General features: G+C 52.3%; 14 protein-coding genes. 5 read left to right on the top strand and 9 right to left on the bottom strand.

The window, feature by feature from the left end:
- The first annotated feature begins 162 nt into the window (after nt 1-162).
- The 3 genes from V4U84_RS04600 to V4U84_RS04590 all read left to right on the top strand — a co-directional run bounded on the left by V4U84_RS04600 (nt 163) and on the right by V4U84_RS04590 (nt 2984).
- Nucleotides 163-1065: a LysR family transcriptional regulator gene (locus tag V4U84_RS04600; protein WP_334072279.1), complete on the top strand. Its 903-nt coding sequence runs from the start codon at nt 163-165 to the stop codon at nt 1063-1065.
- 233 nt (nt 1066-1298) lie between these two features.
- The gene (locus V4U84_RS04595) at nt 1299-1745 is read left to right on the top strand and encodes a DUF1641 domain-containing protein (protein WP_334072278.1); all 447 of its coding nucleotides are present in this window, start codon (nt 1299-1301) and stop codon (nt 1743-1745) included.
- A gap of 60 nt (nt 1746-1805) precedes the next feature.
- Nucleotides 1806-2984 carry an NAD(P)/FAD-dependent oxidoreductase gene (locus tag V4U84_RS04590; protein ID WP_334072277.1) on the top strand — a complete coding sequence of 393 codons (1179 nt, stop codon included), beginning with the start codon at nt 1806-1808 and terminating at the stop codon, nt 2982-2984.
- 152 nt (nt 2985-3136) lie between these two features.
- Here the strand turns inward: V4U84_RS04590 and gdhA are convergent, their stop codons facing one another.
- Both gdhA and V4U84_RS04580 read right to left on the bottom strand, forming a co-directional pair.
- The gene (gene gdhA / locus V4U84_RS04585; RefSeq protein ID WP_334072276.1) at nt 3137-4516 is read right to left on the bottom strand and encodes an NADP-specific glutamate dehydrogenase; all 1380 of its coding nucleotides are present in this window, start codon (nt 4514-4516) and stop codon (nt 3137-3139) included.
- 336 nt (nt 4517-4852) lie between these two features.
- Entirely contained in the window at nt 4853-5497 is a 645-nt protein-coding gene (locus V4U84_RS04580; protein WP_334072275.1) for a nitroreductase family protein, read from the bottom strand.
- 188 nt (nt 5498-5685) lie between these two features.
- On the opposite strand from V4U84_RS04580, the gene V4U84_RS04575 reads away from it, so the two are divergent.
- The gene (locus tag V4U84_RS04575; RefSeq protein WP_334072274.1) at nt 5686-6663 is read left to right on the top strand and encodes a Gfo/Idh/MocA family protein; all 978 of its coding nucleotides are present in this window, start codon (nt 5686-5688) and stop codon (nt 6661-6663) included.
- Between the two features lie 55 nt (nt 6664-6718).
- Here V4U84_RS04575 and V4U84_RS04570 read toward each other — a convergent pair whose 3' ends face one another.
- From V4U84_RS04570 to V4U84_RS04550, 5 genes are all read right to left on the bottom strand, one after another.
- On the bottom strand, nt 6719-8131 hold the full coding sequence (locus tag V4U84_RS04570) for a stalk domain-containing protein (RefSeq protein WP_334072273.1): 1413 nt from the start codon (nt 8129-8131) through the stop codon (nt 6719-6721).
- Nucleotides 8132-8182: 51 nt separating this feature from the next.
- Nucleotides 8183-9565, bottom strand: coding sequence for an MBOAT family O-acyltransferase (locus V4U84_RS04565; RefSeq protein ID WP_334072272.1), 1383 nt, complete (start codon nt 9563-9565; stop codon nt 8183-8185).
- Between the two features lie 205 nt (nt 9566-9770).
- Nucleotides 9771-11180 (bottom strand): ABC transporter substrate-binding protein, encoded by a 1410-nt coding sequence (locus tag V4U84_RS04560; RefSeq protein WP_334072271.1) that lies wholly within the window; start codon nt 11178-11180, stop codon nt 9771-9773.
- 89 nt (nt 11181-11269) lie between these two features.
- Nucleotides 11270-12097: a carbohydrate ABC transporter permease gene (locus tag V4U84_RS04555; protein WP_334072270.1), complete on the bottom strand. Its 828-nt coding sequence runs from the start codon at nt 12095-12097 to the stop codon at nt 11270-11272.
- Nucleotides 12094-13005: a carbohydrate ABC transporter permease gene (locus V4U84_RS04550; RefSeq protein ID WP_334072727.1), complete on the bottom strand. Its 912-nt coding sequence runs from the start codon at nt 13003-13005 to the stop codon at nt 12094-12096. The genes V4U84_RS04555 and V4U84_RS04550 overlap by 4 nt, the downstream gene beginning before the upstream one ends.
- A 287-nt stretch (nt 13006-13292) precedes the next feature.
- On the opposite strand from V4U84_RS04550, the gene V4U84_RS04545 reads away from it, so the two are divergent.
- A complete protein-coding gene (locus V4U84_RS04545) occupies nt 13293-13703 on the top strand; it encodes an exosporium protein C (protein ID WP_334072269.1) in 411 nt (136 codons plus the stop codon).
- A 540-nt stretch (nt 13704-14243) separates the two neighbouring features.
- Here V4U84_RS04545 and V4U84_RS04540 read toward each other — a convergent pair.
- Both V4U84_RS04540 and V4U84_RS04535 read right to left on the bottom strand, forming a co-directional pair.
- Entirely contained in the window at nt 14244-14927 is a 684-nt protein-coding gene (locus V4U84_RS04540; RefSeq protein WP_416367206.1) for a CidB/LrgB family autolysis modulator, read from the bottom strand.
- A complete protein-coding gene (locus tag V4U84_RS04535; protein WP_334072267.1) occupies nt 14924-15304 on the bottom strand; it encodes a CidA/LrgA family protein in 381 nt (126 codons plus the stop codon). Before V4U84_RS04535 ends, V4U84_RS04540 begins: the two co-directional genes overlap by 4 nt.
- Nucleotides 15305-15359 lie beyond the last annotated feature (55 nt).

Raw genomic sequence — 15359 nt, 5'->3', positions numbered from 1 at the left:
CGCGGCTCTGCCCGCCCTGGCGATTGCCCCTTGAGCGCACGATCCCGCCGGGCTTTTTTATGTGCGAATCCCGGAAGCTTCCGTTCCGGGCGCTAAGCCTATATAATGAGGATTAAAAACCTGAAGAACCTGACGTTCTTTGTTAGGGGAGGTGCGGAAAACGTGGAACTTAGGCAAATTCAATATTTTATAGAGGTCGCGAAGCTGGAGCACGTCACTGAGGCGTCGTATGCGCTTCATGTTTCGCAGTCGGCGGTGAGCAGGCAGATTTTCAAGCTGGAGGCCGAGCTGGGGGTGGACCTGTTCATTCATGAGGGACGCAAGGTGAAGTTGACCCCCATTGGCCGGTTATTTCTGGGGCACATGGAGCACTTGATGAAGGTGATTGAAAGTGCGCAGCAGGAAATCAGCGAATATTTGGACCCTGAAAGAGGAACGGTGCGGATCGGCTTTCCGAGCAGTATGGCGGCGCAAATGATTCCGAAGGCGGTTTCAAGCTTCCGGGAGCGGTATCCGGCGGTGCATTTTCAGCTGCAGCACGGTTCTTACCGGGAATTGGTGGATTGGGTGGCCAAAGGCGATCTGAATCTGGCGATTATGGGTCCCGTACCCCAGCAGGAAGCGCAAATTAAAGGGACGGTGTTGTTCAGGGAAAAATTTGTCGCGCTGCTCCCGGAGAATCATCCGCTGGCGGAAGAAGACTCCGTCAAGTTGAGCGAACTGAAGGAGGACTTGTTCGTGTTGTTTCCCGAAGGGTTCGTCCTGCGCGACATCGTTGTGAAAGCCTGCGACAATCTTGGATTTCAGCCGAAGGTAGCCTTTGAGGGAGACGATCTGGACGCGATCAAAGGACTCGTTTCCGCAGGACTTGGACTGACCGTTCTTCCGGAAATCGCCCTCAGCGAGCATATTGCCTCCAGTATCGTGATTCTACCTATTACGGAGCCGCAGGTCACCCGGGACGTAGGTGTTATCGTGCCAGCGACGCGGGAGCTGCCGCCCACGGAAAAGCTTTTTTATGATTTTTTACAAGAGATCGCGACCGGGTTTGGGTATCAAAATTGAGCAGCACCGCATACTCCTCTTAAAATCGGACAAACTATGATAAAAATCTCAGATTATAGTCATTAAGTTAAAACTTAATGACTATTTTTGTTGAAAGTATGTTACAATCTATATCGGGTTGTTTACTGATTAAATGTTCAATTTTTCACTAACTCTAGCGAGTTTGGTGGGGGAATTGGGACCCTATTAACCCAAAATTCAAGCACTGTGGCTTAATGTAAAGGAGAATTGGTATGTCGGAAGCGAACACGGAAACAAAATCTGTACAAGAAACGACGGTCACGTCCAGCGACCAGGCTCAACGCGATATCGTTGATCAACTGCTCAAGCCTGAGGTTCAGGAATCCTTGACAGTCCTGGTTCAACAGCTGCCGAAATTAACCGAGCTGGTGAATATTCTGACGAAGTCTTACGATTTTGCCAAAACCGTTGCGACGGATGAAACTTTAAAGAGCGATACGGTGGGTGCGATTTCTGAAATTGCCGGTCCAGTTGTAGGCACGGTTAAAAATATTGCAGCCACCGTCATTGAGGCCAAAGACCGCGCTGATGCAAGTCAGGAAGTCATCGGTCTGTTTGGGCTGCTCAAAATGCTCAAGGATCCGGAAGCGCAAAAGCTGTTCCGTTTCGTGAACGCTTATCTTCAAGTCGCGGGTGAGAAGAGCAGACAACAAAAATAGACGCGCTATCTTTAAGGTTTTACCATCTTAATTTGTCAGAACGGAGGACGGAGAATTACTATGTCTAAACATATTGTCATCCTGGGCGCCGGTTACGGCGGCGTACTGAGCGCTTTGAATATTCGGAAATACATGACCAAAGAACAAGCACGGGTTACGGTTGTCAACCAATATCCGACACATCAAATTATTACCGAGCTGCATCGTCTGGCTGCGGGAAGCATCGCGGAACGCGCGGTGGCGCTGCCTCTCGAGAAACTGTTCAAGGGCAAAGACATCGATCTTCGCATCACCAAGGTCGACAGCTTCTCGGTCGACAACAAGCAAGTCAAATTGCACGACGGTACGGTTTTGACTTATGATGCATTGGTTGTAGGGCTTGGCAGCATCACGGCTTACTTCGGGATTCCGGGGCTGGAGCAGTACAGCATGGTGCTGAAATCGGCCGACGACGCCAACCGCATTCATCGCCATATCGAAGAGAAGCTGGCTGAATACGCGAAATCGAAGAATCCGGCGGACGCTACGATTCTGATCGGCGGCGGCGGTTTGACCGGGGTCGAGCTGGTGGGCGAAATCGCCGACAAGCTGCCTGAGCTGAGCAAGAAATACGGCATTAAACAAGAAGAAGTTCAGTTGATGCTGGTCGAAGCCGGTCCTAAAATTTTGCCGGTACTGCCGGACAACCTGATTGAGCGAGCAACGAATAGTTTGGAGAAGCGCGGCGTCAAATTCCTGACCGGGTTGCCCGTTACGAATGTGGAAGGCAATACGATCGATCTGCAGGATGGGCAAAAAATAGTGGCGAACACGTTCGTATGGACAGGCGGTGTGCAAGGAAATCCGCTGGTCGGCGAGTCGGGCCTTGAGGTCAACCGCGGCCGGGCCACGGTCAACGAATTCCTGCAATCCACGTCGCATAAAGACGTATTCGTCGCTGGCGACAGCGCCGTATACTTCGGTGCGGACGGCCGTCCATACCCGCCAACCGCACAAATCGCTTGGCAAATGGGCGAGCTGATCGGCTATAACCTGTACGCTTACCTGACCGGCGGACATCTGGAAACGTTCAGCCCGGTAAACTCGGGTACACTGGCAAGCCTGGGCCGCAAGGATGCGGTAGCTACGATCGGCGCAAGCAACAGCCAATTGCGCGGATTGCCGGCAACGCTGATGAAGGAAGCGAGCAACATCCGCTACCTGTCTCATATCAAAGCCCTGGACGCTTTGGCATACTAATTCAATAGCCAAACCCCAAAAGAGCCTTCCCTCGTCAGTTAGAGGGGAGGCTCTTTGTGCAGACTTGCCAATAATCCAGCGGGAGGTTTTCCCGTAAATAAAAAGTGTCCGCCAGCCTGATTGGCCGACGGACACCCTGTCTTATTATGATATTAGATGACGCCGTGCGCTACCATCGTGTCGGCTACTTTCAGGAAGCCGGCGATGTTCGAGCCAACCACCAGGTTGCCCGGATGGCCGTATTCTTCAGCCGCGTTTACGCTGTTTCTGTAGATGTTCTTCATGATGTCTTTCAGTTTGGCGTCCACTTCCTCAAAGGACCAGGCGAGTCTTGCGCTGTTTTGCGCCATTTCCAGAGCGGAAACGGCAACCCCGCCGGCATTGGCCGCTTTGGCCGGTCCGAAGTACACGTCATTGCTGAGGTAAACTTCGATCGCTTCCAGGGTGGAAGGCATGTTGGCGCCTTCGGCCACGAATTTTACACCGTTGGCTACCAAAGTTTTGGCCGCTTCTTCGTTAATTTCGTTTTGCGTGGCGCAAGGCAGAGCGATATCGCAAGGAATGCTCCAGATATTTTCGCAGCCTTCATGATATTCGGCCGACGGATGCTCGCTCACATATTCCTTGATCCGTTTTCTTTCCACTTCTTTCAGACGCTTCACGGTATCCAGATTGATGCCGTTCTTGTCGTATACGTATCCGTTCGAATCGCTGCAGGCCACGACTTTGGCGCCGAGCTGCTGCGCCTTCTCGATCGCATAGATCGAAACGTTGCCCGAACCGGAGACGACGACCGTCTTGCCGGCAAAGCTTTCGCCCTTGGTCTTCAGCATTTCGTCCGTGAAGTAAACCAGGCCGTAGCCGGTTGCTTCGGTCCGCGTCAAGCTTCCGCCATAAGTGAGGCCTTTGCCCGTCAGGACGCCGGCTTCGTTGCCGCCGCGGAGGCGTTTGTATTGGCCGAACATAAAGCCGATTTCACGCGCGCCTACCCCGATATCGCCCGCCGGTACGTCGGTGTCCGGACCGATATATTTGGACAGTTCCGTCATGAAGCTCTGCGTGAATTTCATGACTTCATTATCCGATTTGCCCTTCGGATCGAAGTCGGAACCGCCTTTACCGCCGCCGATCGGCTGCCCGGTCAAGGAGTTCTTGAAAATTTGCTCGAAGCCGAGAAATTTGATGATGCTGGCATTCACGGAAGGGTGGAAGCGAAGTCCGCCTTTATAAGGGCCGATGGCGCTGTTAAATTGCACGCGGAAGCCGCGGTTGACCTGCACGTTCCCTTGATCGTCAATCCAAGGAACGCGGAAGGAGATCAGTCTTTCGGGCTCGACGATTCTTTCCAGAATCGCATGGTCCTTATACTTGGGATTCTTCGCAAAAACCGGCACAAGGGAGTCAAGAATTTCCTTTACGGCCTGGTGAAATTCGCTTTCCCCCGGGTTGCGCTTCTTGACGGTTTCATACACTTCATTCACATAGGACTGGGCCACTTGAAGTTCAGGGCTCGATTGTGTTGTAATAGCCAATCTTTTCTCCACCTTTCGTTTTGTCACAATATGGTTTGTTCCATTTTTCACGATTTTTCTAACTCCTATTGTAATATCCATGTAAGATATAAACAAAACTTTATTTAGATGAAGTTGATGACCATTTGAGATGAACTTCACAGTCTATGTCAGCTTTTTCCGGGAATTTAAACGTTCATGAAGGAGAGAACGGCAGGTTTTTACCGTTATTTTTTCTCCTTTATTTATCCGTATGCTTCCCAATGTTCTCATTTATCCTGTTAAAAATGGAAAAAGAAAACCGGCCCCCATTGGCCGGTTTTTGGAGTTTATTTCATATTTATTGATATCCGCGACTTATATTGCGTTCCAATGCGTGATCTGCCCGATCGGCAAGCGAACCGTGCTGTGTGCCGGTTTGGCCGCCTTGCCCACGGCGATCAGCAGAATGGGTTTCAGCGTTTCCGGGAGGTTGAAGGCTTCGGCAAATTTAACGGCGTCGTAGCCGCCCATAGGAATGGTATCATAGCCCTTTGCTTTGGCAACGAGCATAAATTGCATCGAAATAAGGCCCGCGTCAAGCACGTTCACCTGGTGGAGAATCTCGGGTTTCAGTCCGCCATACATGGTTTGCAGCCGTTCCACAAAGGAACTTTTCGTTGGTTCGTCCATGTACCCGGCTTCGACCGCTTTGGAGTAAATCGCATCCGCCTGTTCATAGGATTTCAAGTCTCCAAGCACGGCAACGACCGCCGCGGCGTCGACGACCTGCTGCTGGTTGTTGGCGATAGGCAGCAGCTTTTCCTTCAAGCTTGGGTCGTCGATGACCAGAAAGCGCCAAGGCTGCAGATTGGAAGAGGAAGGGGCGGACGAAGCAAGCTCCAGCATCTCCGTCATTTCTTCTTTGGAAATTTTGACGCTGGGATCGTAAGCTCGAACCGAATGCCGCTCTTTCAATACCGTATAAAAATCATGCAAATTTACGTTCTCTGTAACTCTCATCTCTCCGCATCCTCCTTGATATTTATAATTCAATTTTTAAGGTAAATTTAGTATAAGGTCTAACTGTTAACTTTTCAAGTACAGTTCTGAGGAAAGCTGATAAGTTTTTGGATTTCTCCGCTTGTGATTCTGCGACAGAATCGCTACGCTTAAAGAAACCTATATATCGAGACAAAGGAGGTTATCGATTGGAATTAAATATCGGAATCATTGGGACGGGCTGGTTCAGTAAAGTTCACGGCGACATATTGGCCGGAATGGACGGGGTGCGGGTAGCCGCCATTTTGGGGACAAGCGGGGCGAAGGCGGAAGAGATGGCAAGCCGGTACCCCGGGGCTCGCGGGTATGCCGGCTTGACGGATATGCTGGACCGTGAAAAGCTCGATGCCGTCTATATTTGCGTCCCGCCCATGGCGCACGGAGAGATCGAGTCTGAGCTGATCGGCAGGGGCATTCCGTTTCTGGTGGAGAAGCCGGTCGGCACGAATCTGGATACCCCGTCGGAAATTCTCGGCAAGTTGGAGGACAAGCCGTTAATTCATGCGGTAGGATATCACTTCCGTTACAAAGCGACCATCCAAATGCTCAAAGAGCGTATGGCCGGACAAACGCTCGCCATGGCTTTAGGCACCTGGATGGGGGATATGCCGCAGGTTTCCTGGTGGAGACGACAGGAGGGCTCCGGCGGACAGTTTATTGAGCAAACGACTCATATCGTCGACTTGTTGCGCTATCTGGCCGGTGAAGTGGAAGAAGTGTACGCCACCTATGCCAACCGCGTAGTCCATACCCAATTCGAGCAGGTGGGTGTTCCGGATGTAGGCACCGTCACTTTGAAGCTGCGCAGCGGAGCCATCGCCAACATTTCCAACACCTGCGCGTTACCCGGCGGCGTTGGGGAAGTCGGCTTGAAGCTGTACACCGGGGCGGGAATGTTGGATTGGAATCCCGACCGGCTGAACATCATCGGAACGGGTGAAAAAACTTCTTATACCATTGGAGATAGTCCGTATCTTAAGGAGAATGAAGCCTTTATTCACGCCTTACGGACCGGCGATACCTCCGGGATTCTATCCGACTACGCCGATGCCGTGAAGACCCAGCGCGTGACTTGCGCGGCTCTGGAATCGGCTTCGGCCGGCAAACCGGTTAGAATTGAAGCTTAATACGCAAAAGGGGCGATTCCGCGCACTCGCGTGCTTACGGAATCGCCCCTATTTTTTAGAAGGACAAGTCGTAATTGAGGAAGTAAGGACCGTCCGTTTCCGTTTCGGTCACTTGGCCGCCCAGCAGTTCGGTGATTTGCTTCACCGGACCGACCAACCGCTCCTTAACGATGACCGCCGGTGCCTTCAGGTCGACAGCCTGTCCATTCAGACTGGCGATCGGATCGCCTACGCTGAACACAAGCTCGTTCCCTCCCTTAACAAGGGTCGCTTTTTTGGTGCCGGTATCGTAATCGAACTCCGCTCCGATCCCCTGCGCAAATTCTTTCAGCGGAACCCGCACCTGGTCTTTGGAGGTCGTCGGGACTTGACTGAAGGTGGCTGGCTGCCCGTTCACCGTGAGCGTCAGCGAGAAAATCGGCCCGTTCTCATTGATGACCAAAGTTTTCACCTGCTGCTCCAAGTCCTGATTAATCTGCTCCAGATTGGAGGCGGTAACCTTGTGCGTCCCCGCGGCAATTTCATCGACGATCCGCTGATTGATCGACCCCGAGTGGTGAGACAGGTCTTTATACTTCGTAAGGTCGTAAGTGATCTTGCTGTCGCTTTGGAAATCATGGATGCTGACATTGTCAAAAGCGCTTAACTGCTCGTACATATATATTTTCATTTCCTGTTGATTGGCGAAACGCTGCGGGTTCAGGCTGTACCAAACCTGCTGGCGGATGACGGAGTACGGCGGATAATAGAAAATAAATTCGATTTCGGGATGCGCCTTGACCAAACTGAGAATGTTCTCCTGGAACCGCTGCTTGACGAGGTCAAGCGAAGGTTCGCTTTCTCCGGAAGTCTGCTCGGCGAGCCAGGCCTCCTTCCATTTGGCCATCACCCGCTTCGCTCCATAGTAATTCATGGAGCTCCAGTTGTTCAGCGTCTCCAAATTGCGGTACTGCGGCTTCTTGTCTTTGGGCAGGAACAAGGCGCCAAAGGCATGTTTTACGTTCGAAATGTTAAAGATGTATTTATAGTCATTCAGCAGATTGTCATCATACAGATAGAACGGAAAGGACGCTTCGTCCCTTACCGAATTTTCGCGGAGGGAGAAATAGTCCAGCCCCCAGAGAATTTTTTTGACCTGTCCCGTCCCTACGGCCAAGTCGGCCATCATCCGCTGCTCTTTGGCGGTCGATCCTTCTGTGGAGAGCTTGAGCACGTCGCCGCCCAGCTTTTTGCCAACCTCGGTGGGCAGGAAATTCTCCGTCATGGAACTGCCGATAATGACCATGTTGTAGTCATAATTTTTGGCCAGGCCCGGGTTCTGATATCGCTGCTCTCGCGAAAAAAGAGGCGGATAGGACGCCTTACGATACAATTGCAGAGGATCCACGGCAAAGACAAACGTTCCGACAATGGCCCCAAACAGCAGCACAAAGGCCAGAAACGTAACAATAAAACGCAAGTTCTTCAAGAGGTGATCTCCCTTTCTAAATCACAGAGAATTTATACGTCCAAGCGCGCATTAAAAGGTAAAGTACAGGAATTCGCTAACCTGGTTAAAATAAAGCACTGAAAATACGAACAGAAACGCGATGAACGCGGCATACCGGACATTGGGCCGGAATTTCATTTTCATCTCCATCGAGTTCCGGGCGAACACGGCAACCAGCAGGGCGGCACCGACCAGGGCAACCTGTCCCAGCAGCGACGTGGACACGCCGATATGGCCGAAATTGAACATGCCGCGGAGCACCTTGAGCGCGTCGTCCCAATCCTTGGCGCGGAAGAACACCCAACTGAAGTTGATAAACATAAAGGTAATAAACCAGGCAATCCAATGTGGAAGGACGATGCCGGTTTTTTTCCACAGCCGCTGAATCACCTGCGCGATCCCGTGCAAGAGCCCCCATATAATAAAGGTCCAGCCGGCTCCATGCCAAATCCCGCCGATGACAAAGGTGGCGACCAGGTTGAAGTAGGTGCGGTAATGCCCTTTGCGGTTGCCGCCCAGCGGGATATAAATGTAGTCTTTTAGAAAACGGCTTAGGGTCATATGCCAGCGGCGCCAAAAGTCCTGAATGCTGACCGCTTTATAGGGCGAGTTGAAGTTGATCGGCAGCTTGATATTAAAGAGCAGGGCGATCCCGATCGCCATGTCGGAATAACCGCTGAAGTCGAAATAAAGCTGCATCGTATAGGCCAGCGAAGTCGTCCAGCCTTCCACTAGACTCAGGTTCTGCGACACGTCAAAACCTTGGGTGGCGATAGGCGCCAGCGTGTCGGCGATCACCACTTTTTTGAACAGGCCGATACAGAAGATGAACAACCCCCGGGCGACGTTGCCGGGAATAATGACTTTGCTGCGGGCGCGGTCAAACTGGGGCATCATCTCTTTATGATGCAGAATAGGTCCCGCGATCAGATGCGGGTAGAAGGTCACGAATAGAACATAGTTAACGATGCTGTATTCTTTGGCCGTTCCCCGGTAAGCATCGACCAGATAGGCGATTTGCGTAAAGGTAAAGAAACTGATTCCGAGCGGCAAAGCCAGCCGAAGCAATTCGATCTGCGCGGAGAACAGCGAGTTTACGTTGTCGATCAGGAAGTCGGCATATTTATAATAGCCCAGGAAAAGAACGTCCCCGACGATCGCCAGCGTAAGAAGCAGCTTTCGAGTTCGCATCTGGCGGGCGTGGCTGATGCTTCGTCCCATAATGTAGTTAAAAGCAATCGAAGCGAGAATCAGAGGCAGCGATTTGATGCTCCACCAGGAATAAAAGAACAGAGATGATGCGGCGAGCCAAATTTTGCCCGCAATAGGCGGACAAAAACGGTTCATCAAAAAGTAGACGACAAAGGTAATGGGCCAAAAGGCGAATAGAAATTCATAAGAGTTAAAAAGCAAACTTTAGTACACCTCTTTACTGGAATCAAAATCATACCCAAATAATATGATCATACCCTAGTTGGCCCGATTCGACAATGTGCGAGCGCCAACGGGAGCGATACATATATCTAGACAAAAGGAACCCGCAAAAAGTTCCCTTTTTTTTAAGAAAAAAGTGTGAACTTTGCGGGTTCGTTTATTTTTTGTTCAGCTTGTCTCTAGCCTATTTTTTTACGGTTTTGTTGTAGTTGCCGATTTTCTCCGTAATCGCCTTGGCCGCGTCATCGAGGGCTTGCCGGGTCGTTTTGGAGCCGCCGAGCGCCTCTTCGATCGCACCCTCCACGATTTGGCGGGCCTCCGGGAATACGCCTATGACAGCGCCTTGTGTGGCCTGGCTTGGCTTGCTGGCATGGAGTTGGTCGATGGCCGTTTGGAACTGCGGATACTTGGCGAGATTGTCCTTGACGATCTGCTCGTCGTAAGCTTTTTTCGTAATCGGGAAGTATCCTGTAGAAATATGCCATTTTGCTTGCGTTTGCGGTTCGGCCAAATATTTGATAAACTCCCAGGCCGCTTTTTGCTCGGCTTCCGGCTTGTTGTTCAGAATCCACAGGCTGGCCCCGCCGACCACGACCCCGCCGTCCGCCGCACTGTCCGGCTTCGGAAGAAACGCGGTCCCGACTTCGAACTTGTCGGCTACGCCGTCGACGATGCCTCTGAGGCTGGCCGTGGAGTCCAGCGTCATGCTGACCTGCCCGGCGATGAAGGCCTTCTTCGTGTCGTCCGTTTTCCGGCCGAGGTTGATGGCCGCTTTACTGTCGATCAAACTTTTCCACCAGTCCAGGGTCTTAACCCCGGCATCGCCGTTCACCAGGGATTGCCCGGCCGGAGCCGTCCGCCCGTTGCCGTTATCCACGTACTCGGCCCCTTGGCCTGCGAAGAACTGCTCCATAAACCAGCCGTAGATCGCAAAGGAGGCCGGCGTTCCTTTTTGAGCCAACGCCTCGGCCGCTTTCTTCACTTCCTCGTAAGTGGCGGGAGCTTTGTCCGGATCAAGTCCGGCGGCTTTGAAATGATCCTTATTATAATAGAGAATCGGATTCGACGTATTGAAAGGCATCGAATACTGCTGGCTGTCGAACGTATAGTAGCTGGCGATGTTTTCCTCCAGTTGGCTGACATCGTAGTTTTCTTCATCGATAAATTTCTGAACCGGCGTAATGGCCCCGGAATCGATCATGAAGCGTGAGCCGATCTCGTATACCTGAATCAGGGAGGGACCGGTTTTGGAATCCATAGAGGCTTTCATTTTGTTCAAACTTTCGTCGTAGGTGCCCTGATAGATCGCTTCGACTTCGACCCCATCCTGGGAAGCGTTGAAATCGGCGACCAATTGATCGGCCGCTTTGCCGAGTTCCCCGCCCATGGAATGCCACCAGGTTACTTTCGTCTTGTCGGCGGGCGTCCCCTGCGTCGTCCCTTCCGAACCGCTTTGAGCGCCGCCCTGGTTGCCGGCCGCACCCGCGGTTTCCGCCGTATTCGTGCCGGCACCTCCTCCGCAGGCCGAAACCACCAGGGCCAGCAAAAGTACGGTTACCAGTAAGAATGAACTTTTCAGCTTGGATTGTTTCATTTCGGTTTATTCTCTCCCTTGGATTATGGATTATTGTCGGAATGTATATAAACCGTCCTTGAGCGGACGGGGATTGTAAGGCATACCCTTTATCCTTTGACCGCGCCCGCCGTAAGACCGCGAACAAGCTGCTTTAATCCGATAACTATGAGCAGGAGCGAAGGCAGCAGCACCAAGGCGACTCCCGCCAATACAAGGTTCCAGGCGGTAAATTCTTCGAATTGAAGCATGCTGACTCCGATTTGGACCGTTCGCATCTCCGGTGTGTTGGTGATGAGCAGCGGCCACAGGTACATATTCCATGTGTTCAAAAAGACATAGACGGCAAGCGTAGCCATTCCCGGGCGGGACAGCGGCAGAACGACGGATGCGAAATAGCGAAAGTGACCGCACCCGTCGATTCGGGCGGCTTCAAACAACTCCTTGGGCAGCTGCAGATAAAACTGGCGCAGCAAAAACACGCCGAACGCCGTGGCCAAGAACGGAAACACGAGTCCGGGGTATGTATCCAGCCAGTTCCAGGATCTGATCAGCAAAAAATTGGGAATCATCGTGACCTCCCAGGGGATCATCATCGTGGACAGGAAAACGGCGAACCAGATCGCTTTGCCACGGAACGAGATGAACGCGAAGGCGTAAGCCGCCAGACTGGCGGTCACAAGCTGGCCCAGCATCACGATGGCCGAGATGATAAAGCTGTTCCATATGAAGCGGCCCACCGGAATCAAGTTGAGGACCGTCTCGAGACTCCCCAGGTACAGGCTGGAAGGAAAGAGCTTAGGCGGATATTGGCTGGCTTCCTCCGGCGTCATAAACACGGACAGAAACGTATAAAGCAGCGGATACACAATAAACAGCGACAGAAGTCCGAGCACAAGATAGATCAGGCTGTTGCGCAGCGGGCGGGCAAGTGTCATTGGTAATGCACCTTCTTTTCCACAAAGGTAAATTGGAGAATCGTGAACACCAAAATGATCAGGAACAGAACGATCGCATACGCGCTTCCCGTGCCAAACTGGTAGTTGACGAACGCCTCTTTATAAATGGAGTAGACGAGCACTTCGGTGGACCCCGCCGGGCCTCCTTTGGTCAAAATGTGCATTTGGCCGAAGGCTTGAAAGGCTCCGATGAGCGAGACCACCGTCAGGAAGAAAATGACGGGGGAGAGCAGCGGCAGGATAATGCGTACATAAGTCCGGATCGGCCCGGCTCCGTCCACCTTGGCGCTGTCGTACATGTCTTCGGAAATTCCTTGAAGTCCGCTGAGCAGGACGATGAAGTTAAAGCCTGAATTCATCCAGACCGTCATGATGGAAATGGAGAGAAGCGCCCATTTCGGATCGGTCAGCCACTGGATCGCCGGCATTCCGGCCAAATCGAGAAAGTAGTTGAACATGCCGAGCGTAGGATGAAACAACATCATCCAGATGACGGCGGACGTACTCACCGATAAGGCCAGCGGCAGCGAAAATATAAACTGGAACAACCGCATCCCCTTTAGCCGGGAGTGTGCCAGCGCAGACATGACGAGTCCCAGCAGAATGCCGCCGGGAACGGTCAATAAGGCGAATTTGCCGGTGACCGCCAGGCTGCTCCAGAAGGAGGGCGAAGCCAGAAGCTGCCTGAAGTTGTCCAGTCCCACATAAGCGGCGATTTGGCCGCGGGGGTCGGTCAGGAACAGGCTGAGATAGATGGAGCGGGCCAGGGGGTACAGCAGGAATAATCCGAACAGCCCGATCGACGGGGCCAGGAACAAGTAAGCTGTGGCGGGTTCCTTTATCCGGGAGATCCAGCGTTTTCGCTCGACCGGATAGGCTGGGGCTATGGTTTCAGTTGCGGATGCGGATGTTGCAGCCGGGGAAGTCGTGTTTTGGAAAGAAGTGTCCACGGATATTTCTCCTCCCTTAGAGTAAGATCTCTCTCAGTTTAGAGAAGGGGGGTTATCCGGGCGTCAACGCGAAGTAAATCGATCGTTAAATTACAAGAGAGATCCAAAAATGCAGGAGTCTATTAAAATCGTAAAAATATGCAAATATATCAATCAACTCGTCCATTCCGAATCTAGTGGCCCTTCATAGAATGTAGTAATTCCAGGAAGGAGTTGAAGAAAAAATGGCAGAGCTTTTGGATCATGTCGTTAACGTCCCTACCCCAATCACAAACGGTGCCGCCATTAACGTGCCGCAGACGCCGGCGGGGCAAGGGATTGCCCTTGTACGGGTGACGATTCCGGCGGGCCGTCCGGTGAACAAGGTACAGTTGGACGCTACAGTCGGCTTGCAGGGAATTACGGGAATTCCGAGAGTGCTTTTCCGCATTTTCCGGGATGGCCAAGAGATTTATTATGCGGTTCAAGCGGTTGAAACCGACTTTGAAAATGTAAACCTCACTTCTCTGATTGCCGCTGACGTGAATGTAGCCCCAGGGGTTCATGACTATGTACTTTCCGTAGAAAACCTGGTGGCAGGCACGCAAGCCAGAGTCATCGGCCCGATTGTCTTTACGGCTTTGGCTACGGCTTAAGACGAGCATCGGATTGACGATGGACCGCACCACAGGGGCCGCGCTTTCTAGCGCGGCCCCTGTGGTTTTTGCTTCACCGATGATTTCGACAGCATTTTGGCGAAATAAGGCCGCAAAAATCACTGACGTTGCATTGCATCAAACCTTCCCTGGTGCTGCCCATTGGGGCCTATCCGCCGCTTCGGCAAGCAACGTGGCGAACTCAGGTCCCCGTCTCCACCTCTAAACCATTCTAACGGTCGTCACAGCCGTTATTTGCCCAGTTTACGCTGACTCCAAATTCTAACGGCCGCCACAGCCCCTATTTCATATAAGCATGGCTGGTTTGGTCGAAATGAAGGTAAATAACGGCCCACACGACCGTTAGAATACCAAAACGCGATTCAATCGCAAAATAACGGCTCTGACGACCGTTAAACTTCCTGCAGGAATTCGCACCATGGCCGAAGGCGCAAAATAAAAAATGACCCCGCCAATAGCGGGGTCCATAAGAGAAATCTATATGCTAAACATTAGGAGGAAACAATAGTTGTACCGTACTTAACGAAGCAATACGGAAATCAGCACCGGGGCAACGCCCAGCGTGAACAGGGCGGCGACAATCATCGAGATGCTGGAGATCGTGCCCGTAAGCGAGCTGAGCTCAAACGCCTTGGAGGTGCCGGTGCCGTGAGCGCTGGTGCCGAACAGTACACCGCGGGCCACCTCGCCTTCGATGCGGAACATTTTTACGACCAGCGGTCCGAGCATCGCGCCGAGCAGACCGGTTATGATCACGAAGACAGCCGTAATGTTCGGTACGCCCCCGATGACCTGGGACACGCTCATCGCGATCGGCGTCGTGACCGAACGGGGGACTAGGCTGCTGATCAGCCGGCTGTCCAGGTGCATCCACTCCGCCAAAATCACCGAGGTGCACATGGCGACGACAGAGCCGGTCAGCACGCTGACGAGAATTTCGACGGCGTGTTTTTTCAAGACGTTATAGTATTTGTACAGGGGAACGGCAAAGGCGATCGTTGCCGGCTGTAACATGGCGCTGAGCCATTTCCCCCCGGCGTGGTAGGTCTCGTAAGGAACACCGACCAAGAGCAGGCCGATCACCAGCACAAGCGGCGTAATCAGCAAGGGCGACAGGTAGACCCGCGGCCGGATGCGGTAAATCTGCTTGGATACGGCATAGACGGCAAGGGTTACGATAAGGCAAATCCAGCCCTGAATCATGATGTCTTATGCTCCTTTCTTTTGGCGATGCGCGCGGCGATTAGCCCCGAACTGACCATAACGGTCACCGTACTGAGAATGACGACGGTCAGAATGCGGAACCCGTCATGCTCCAAAAGCGGAATGTATTTCATCACGCCGACCGCGGCCGGAATGAAGAACAGCAGCAATTCGGCAAGCAGCCAATTGGCCCCCTGCTCGATCCAGACCAGCTTGATCACGCCCGTCTTCAATAAAGCAAACAGAATAATGATGCCCAGTATAGAGCCCGGAATCGGCAAATGAAGCGCCTGCGCAAGGAAGTTCATGGCCAGGGAGAACAAGACGAGAATGGCGATTTGCAGCACAATGCGGCAGATCATTTTTAGATTTCCCATGATACTTACGGCTCCTTTGATGTTGTAAACTTGGTAATGAAATATTACATCAATT

This window comes from Paenibacillus sanfengchensis, assembly GCF_036864765.1.
Classification (GTDB): Bacteria; Bacillota; Bacilli; order Paenibacillales; family Paenibacillaceae; genus Fontibacillus; species Fontibacillus sanfengchensis.
Note: the sequence above shows the minus strand (reverse complement) of the source record. Positions and strands in the feature narration are given on the sequence as shown.

Bases quoted from the DNA above. Each gene is read 5' to 3' on its own strand.
- V4U84_RS04595 (WP_334072278.1), top strand. From the start codon at position 1,299: ATGTCGGAAGCGAACACGGAAACAAAATCTGTACAAGAAACGACGGTC.
- V4U84_RS04590 (WP_334072277.1), top strand. From the start codon at position 1,806: ATGTCTAAACATATTGTCATCCTGGGCGCCGGTTACGGCGGCGTACTG.
- V4U84_RS04580 (WP_334072275.1), bottom strand. From the start codon at position 5,497: ATGAGAGTTACAGAGAACGTAAATTTGCATGATTTTTATACGGTATTG.
- V4U84_RS04560 (WP_334072271.1), bottom strand. From the start codon at position 11,180: ATGAAACAATCCAAGCTGAAAAGTTCATTCTTACTGGTAACCGTACTT.
- V4U84_RS04555 (WP_334072270.1), bottom strand. From the start codon at position 12,097: ATGACACTTGCCCGCCCGCTGCGCAACAGCCTGATCTATCTTGTGCTC.
- V4U84_RS04545 (WP_334072269.1), top strand. From the start codon at position 13,293: ATGGCAGAGCTTTTGGATCATGTCGTTAACGTCCCTACCCCAATCACA.
- V4U84_RS04540 (WP_416367206.1), bottom strand. From the start codon at position 14,927: ATGATTCAGGGCTGGATTTGCCTTATCGTAACCCTTGCCGTCTATGCC.
- V4U84_RS04535 (WP_334072267.1), bottom strand. From the start codon at position 15,304: ATGGGAAATCTAAAAATGATCTGCCGCATTGTGCTGCAAATCGCCATT.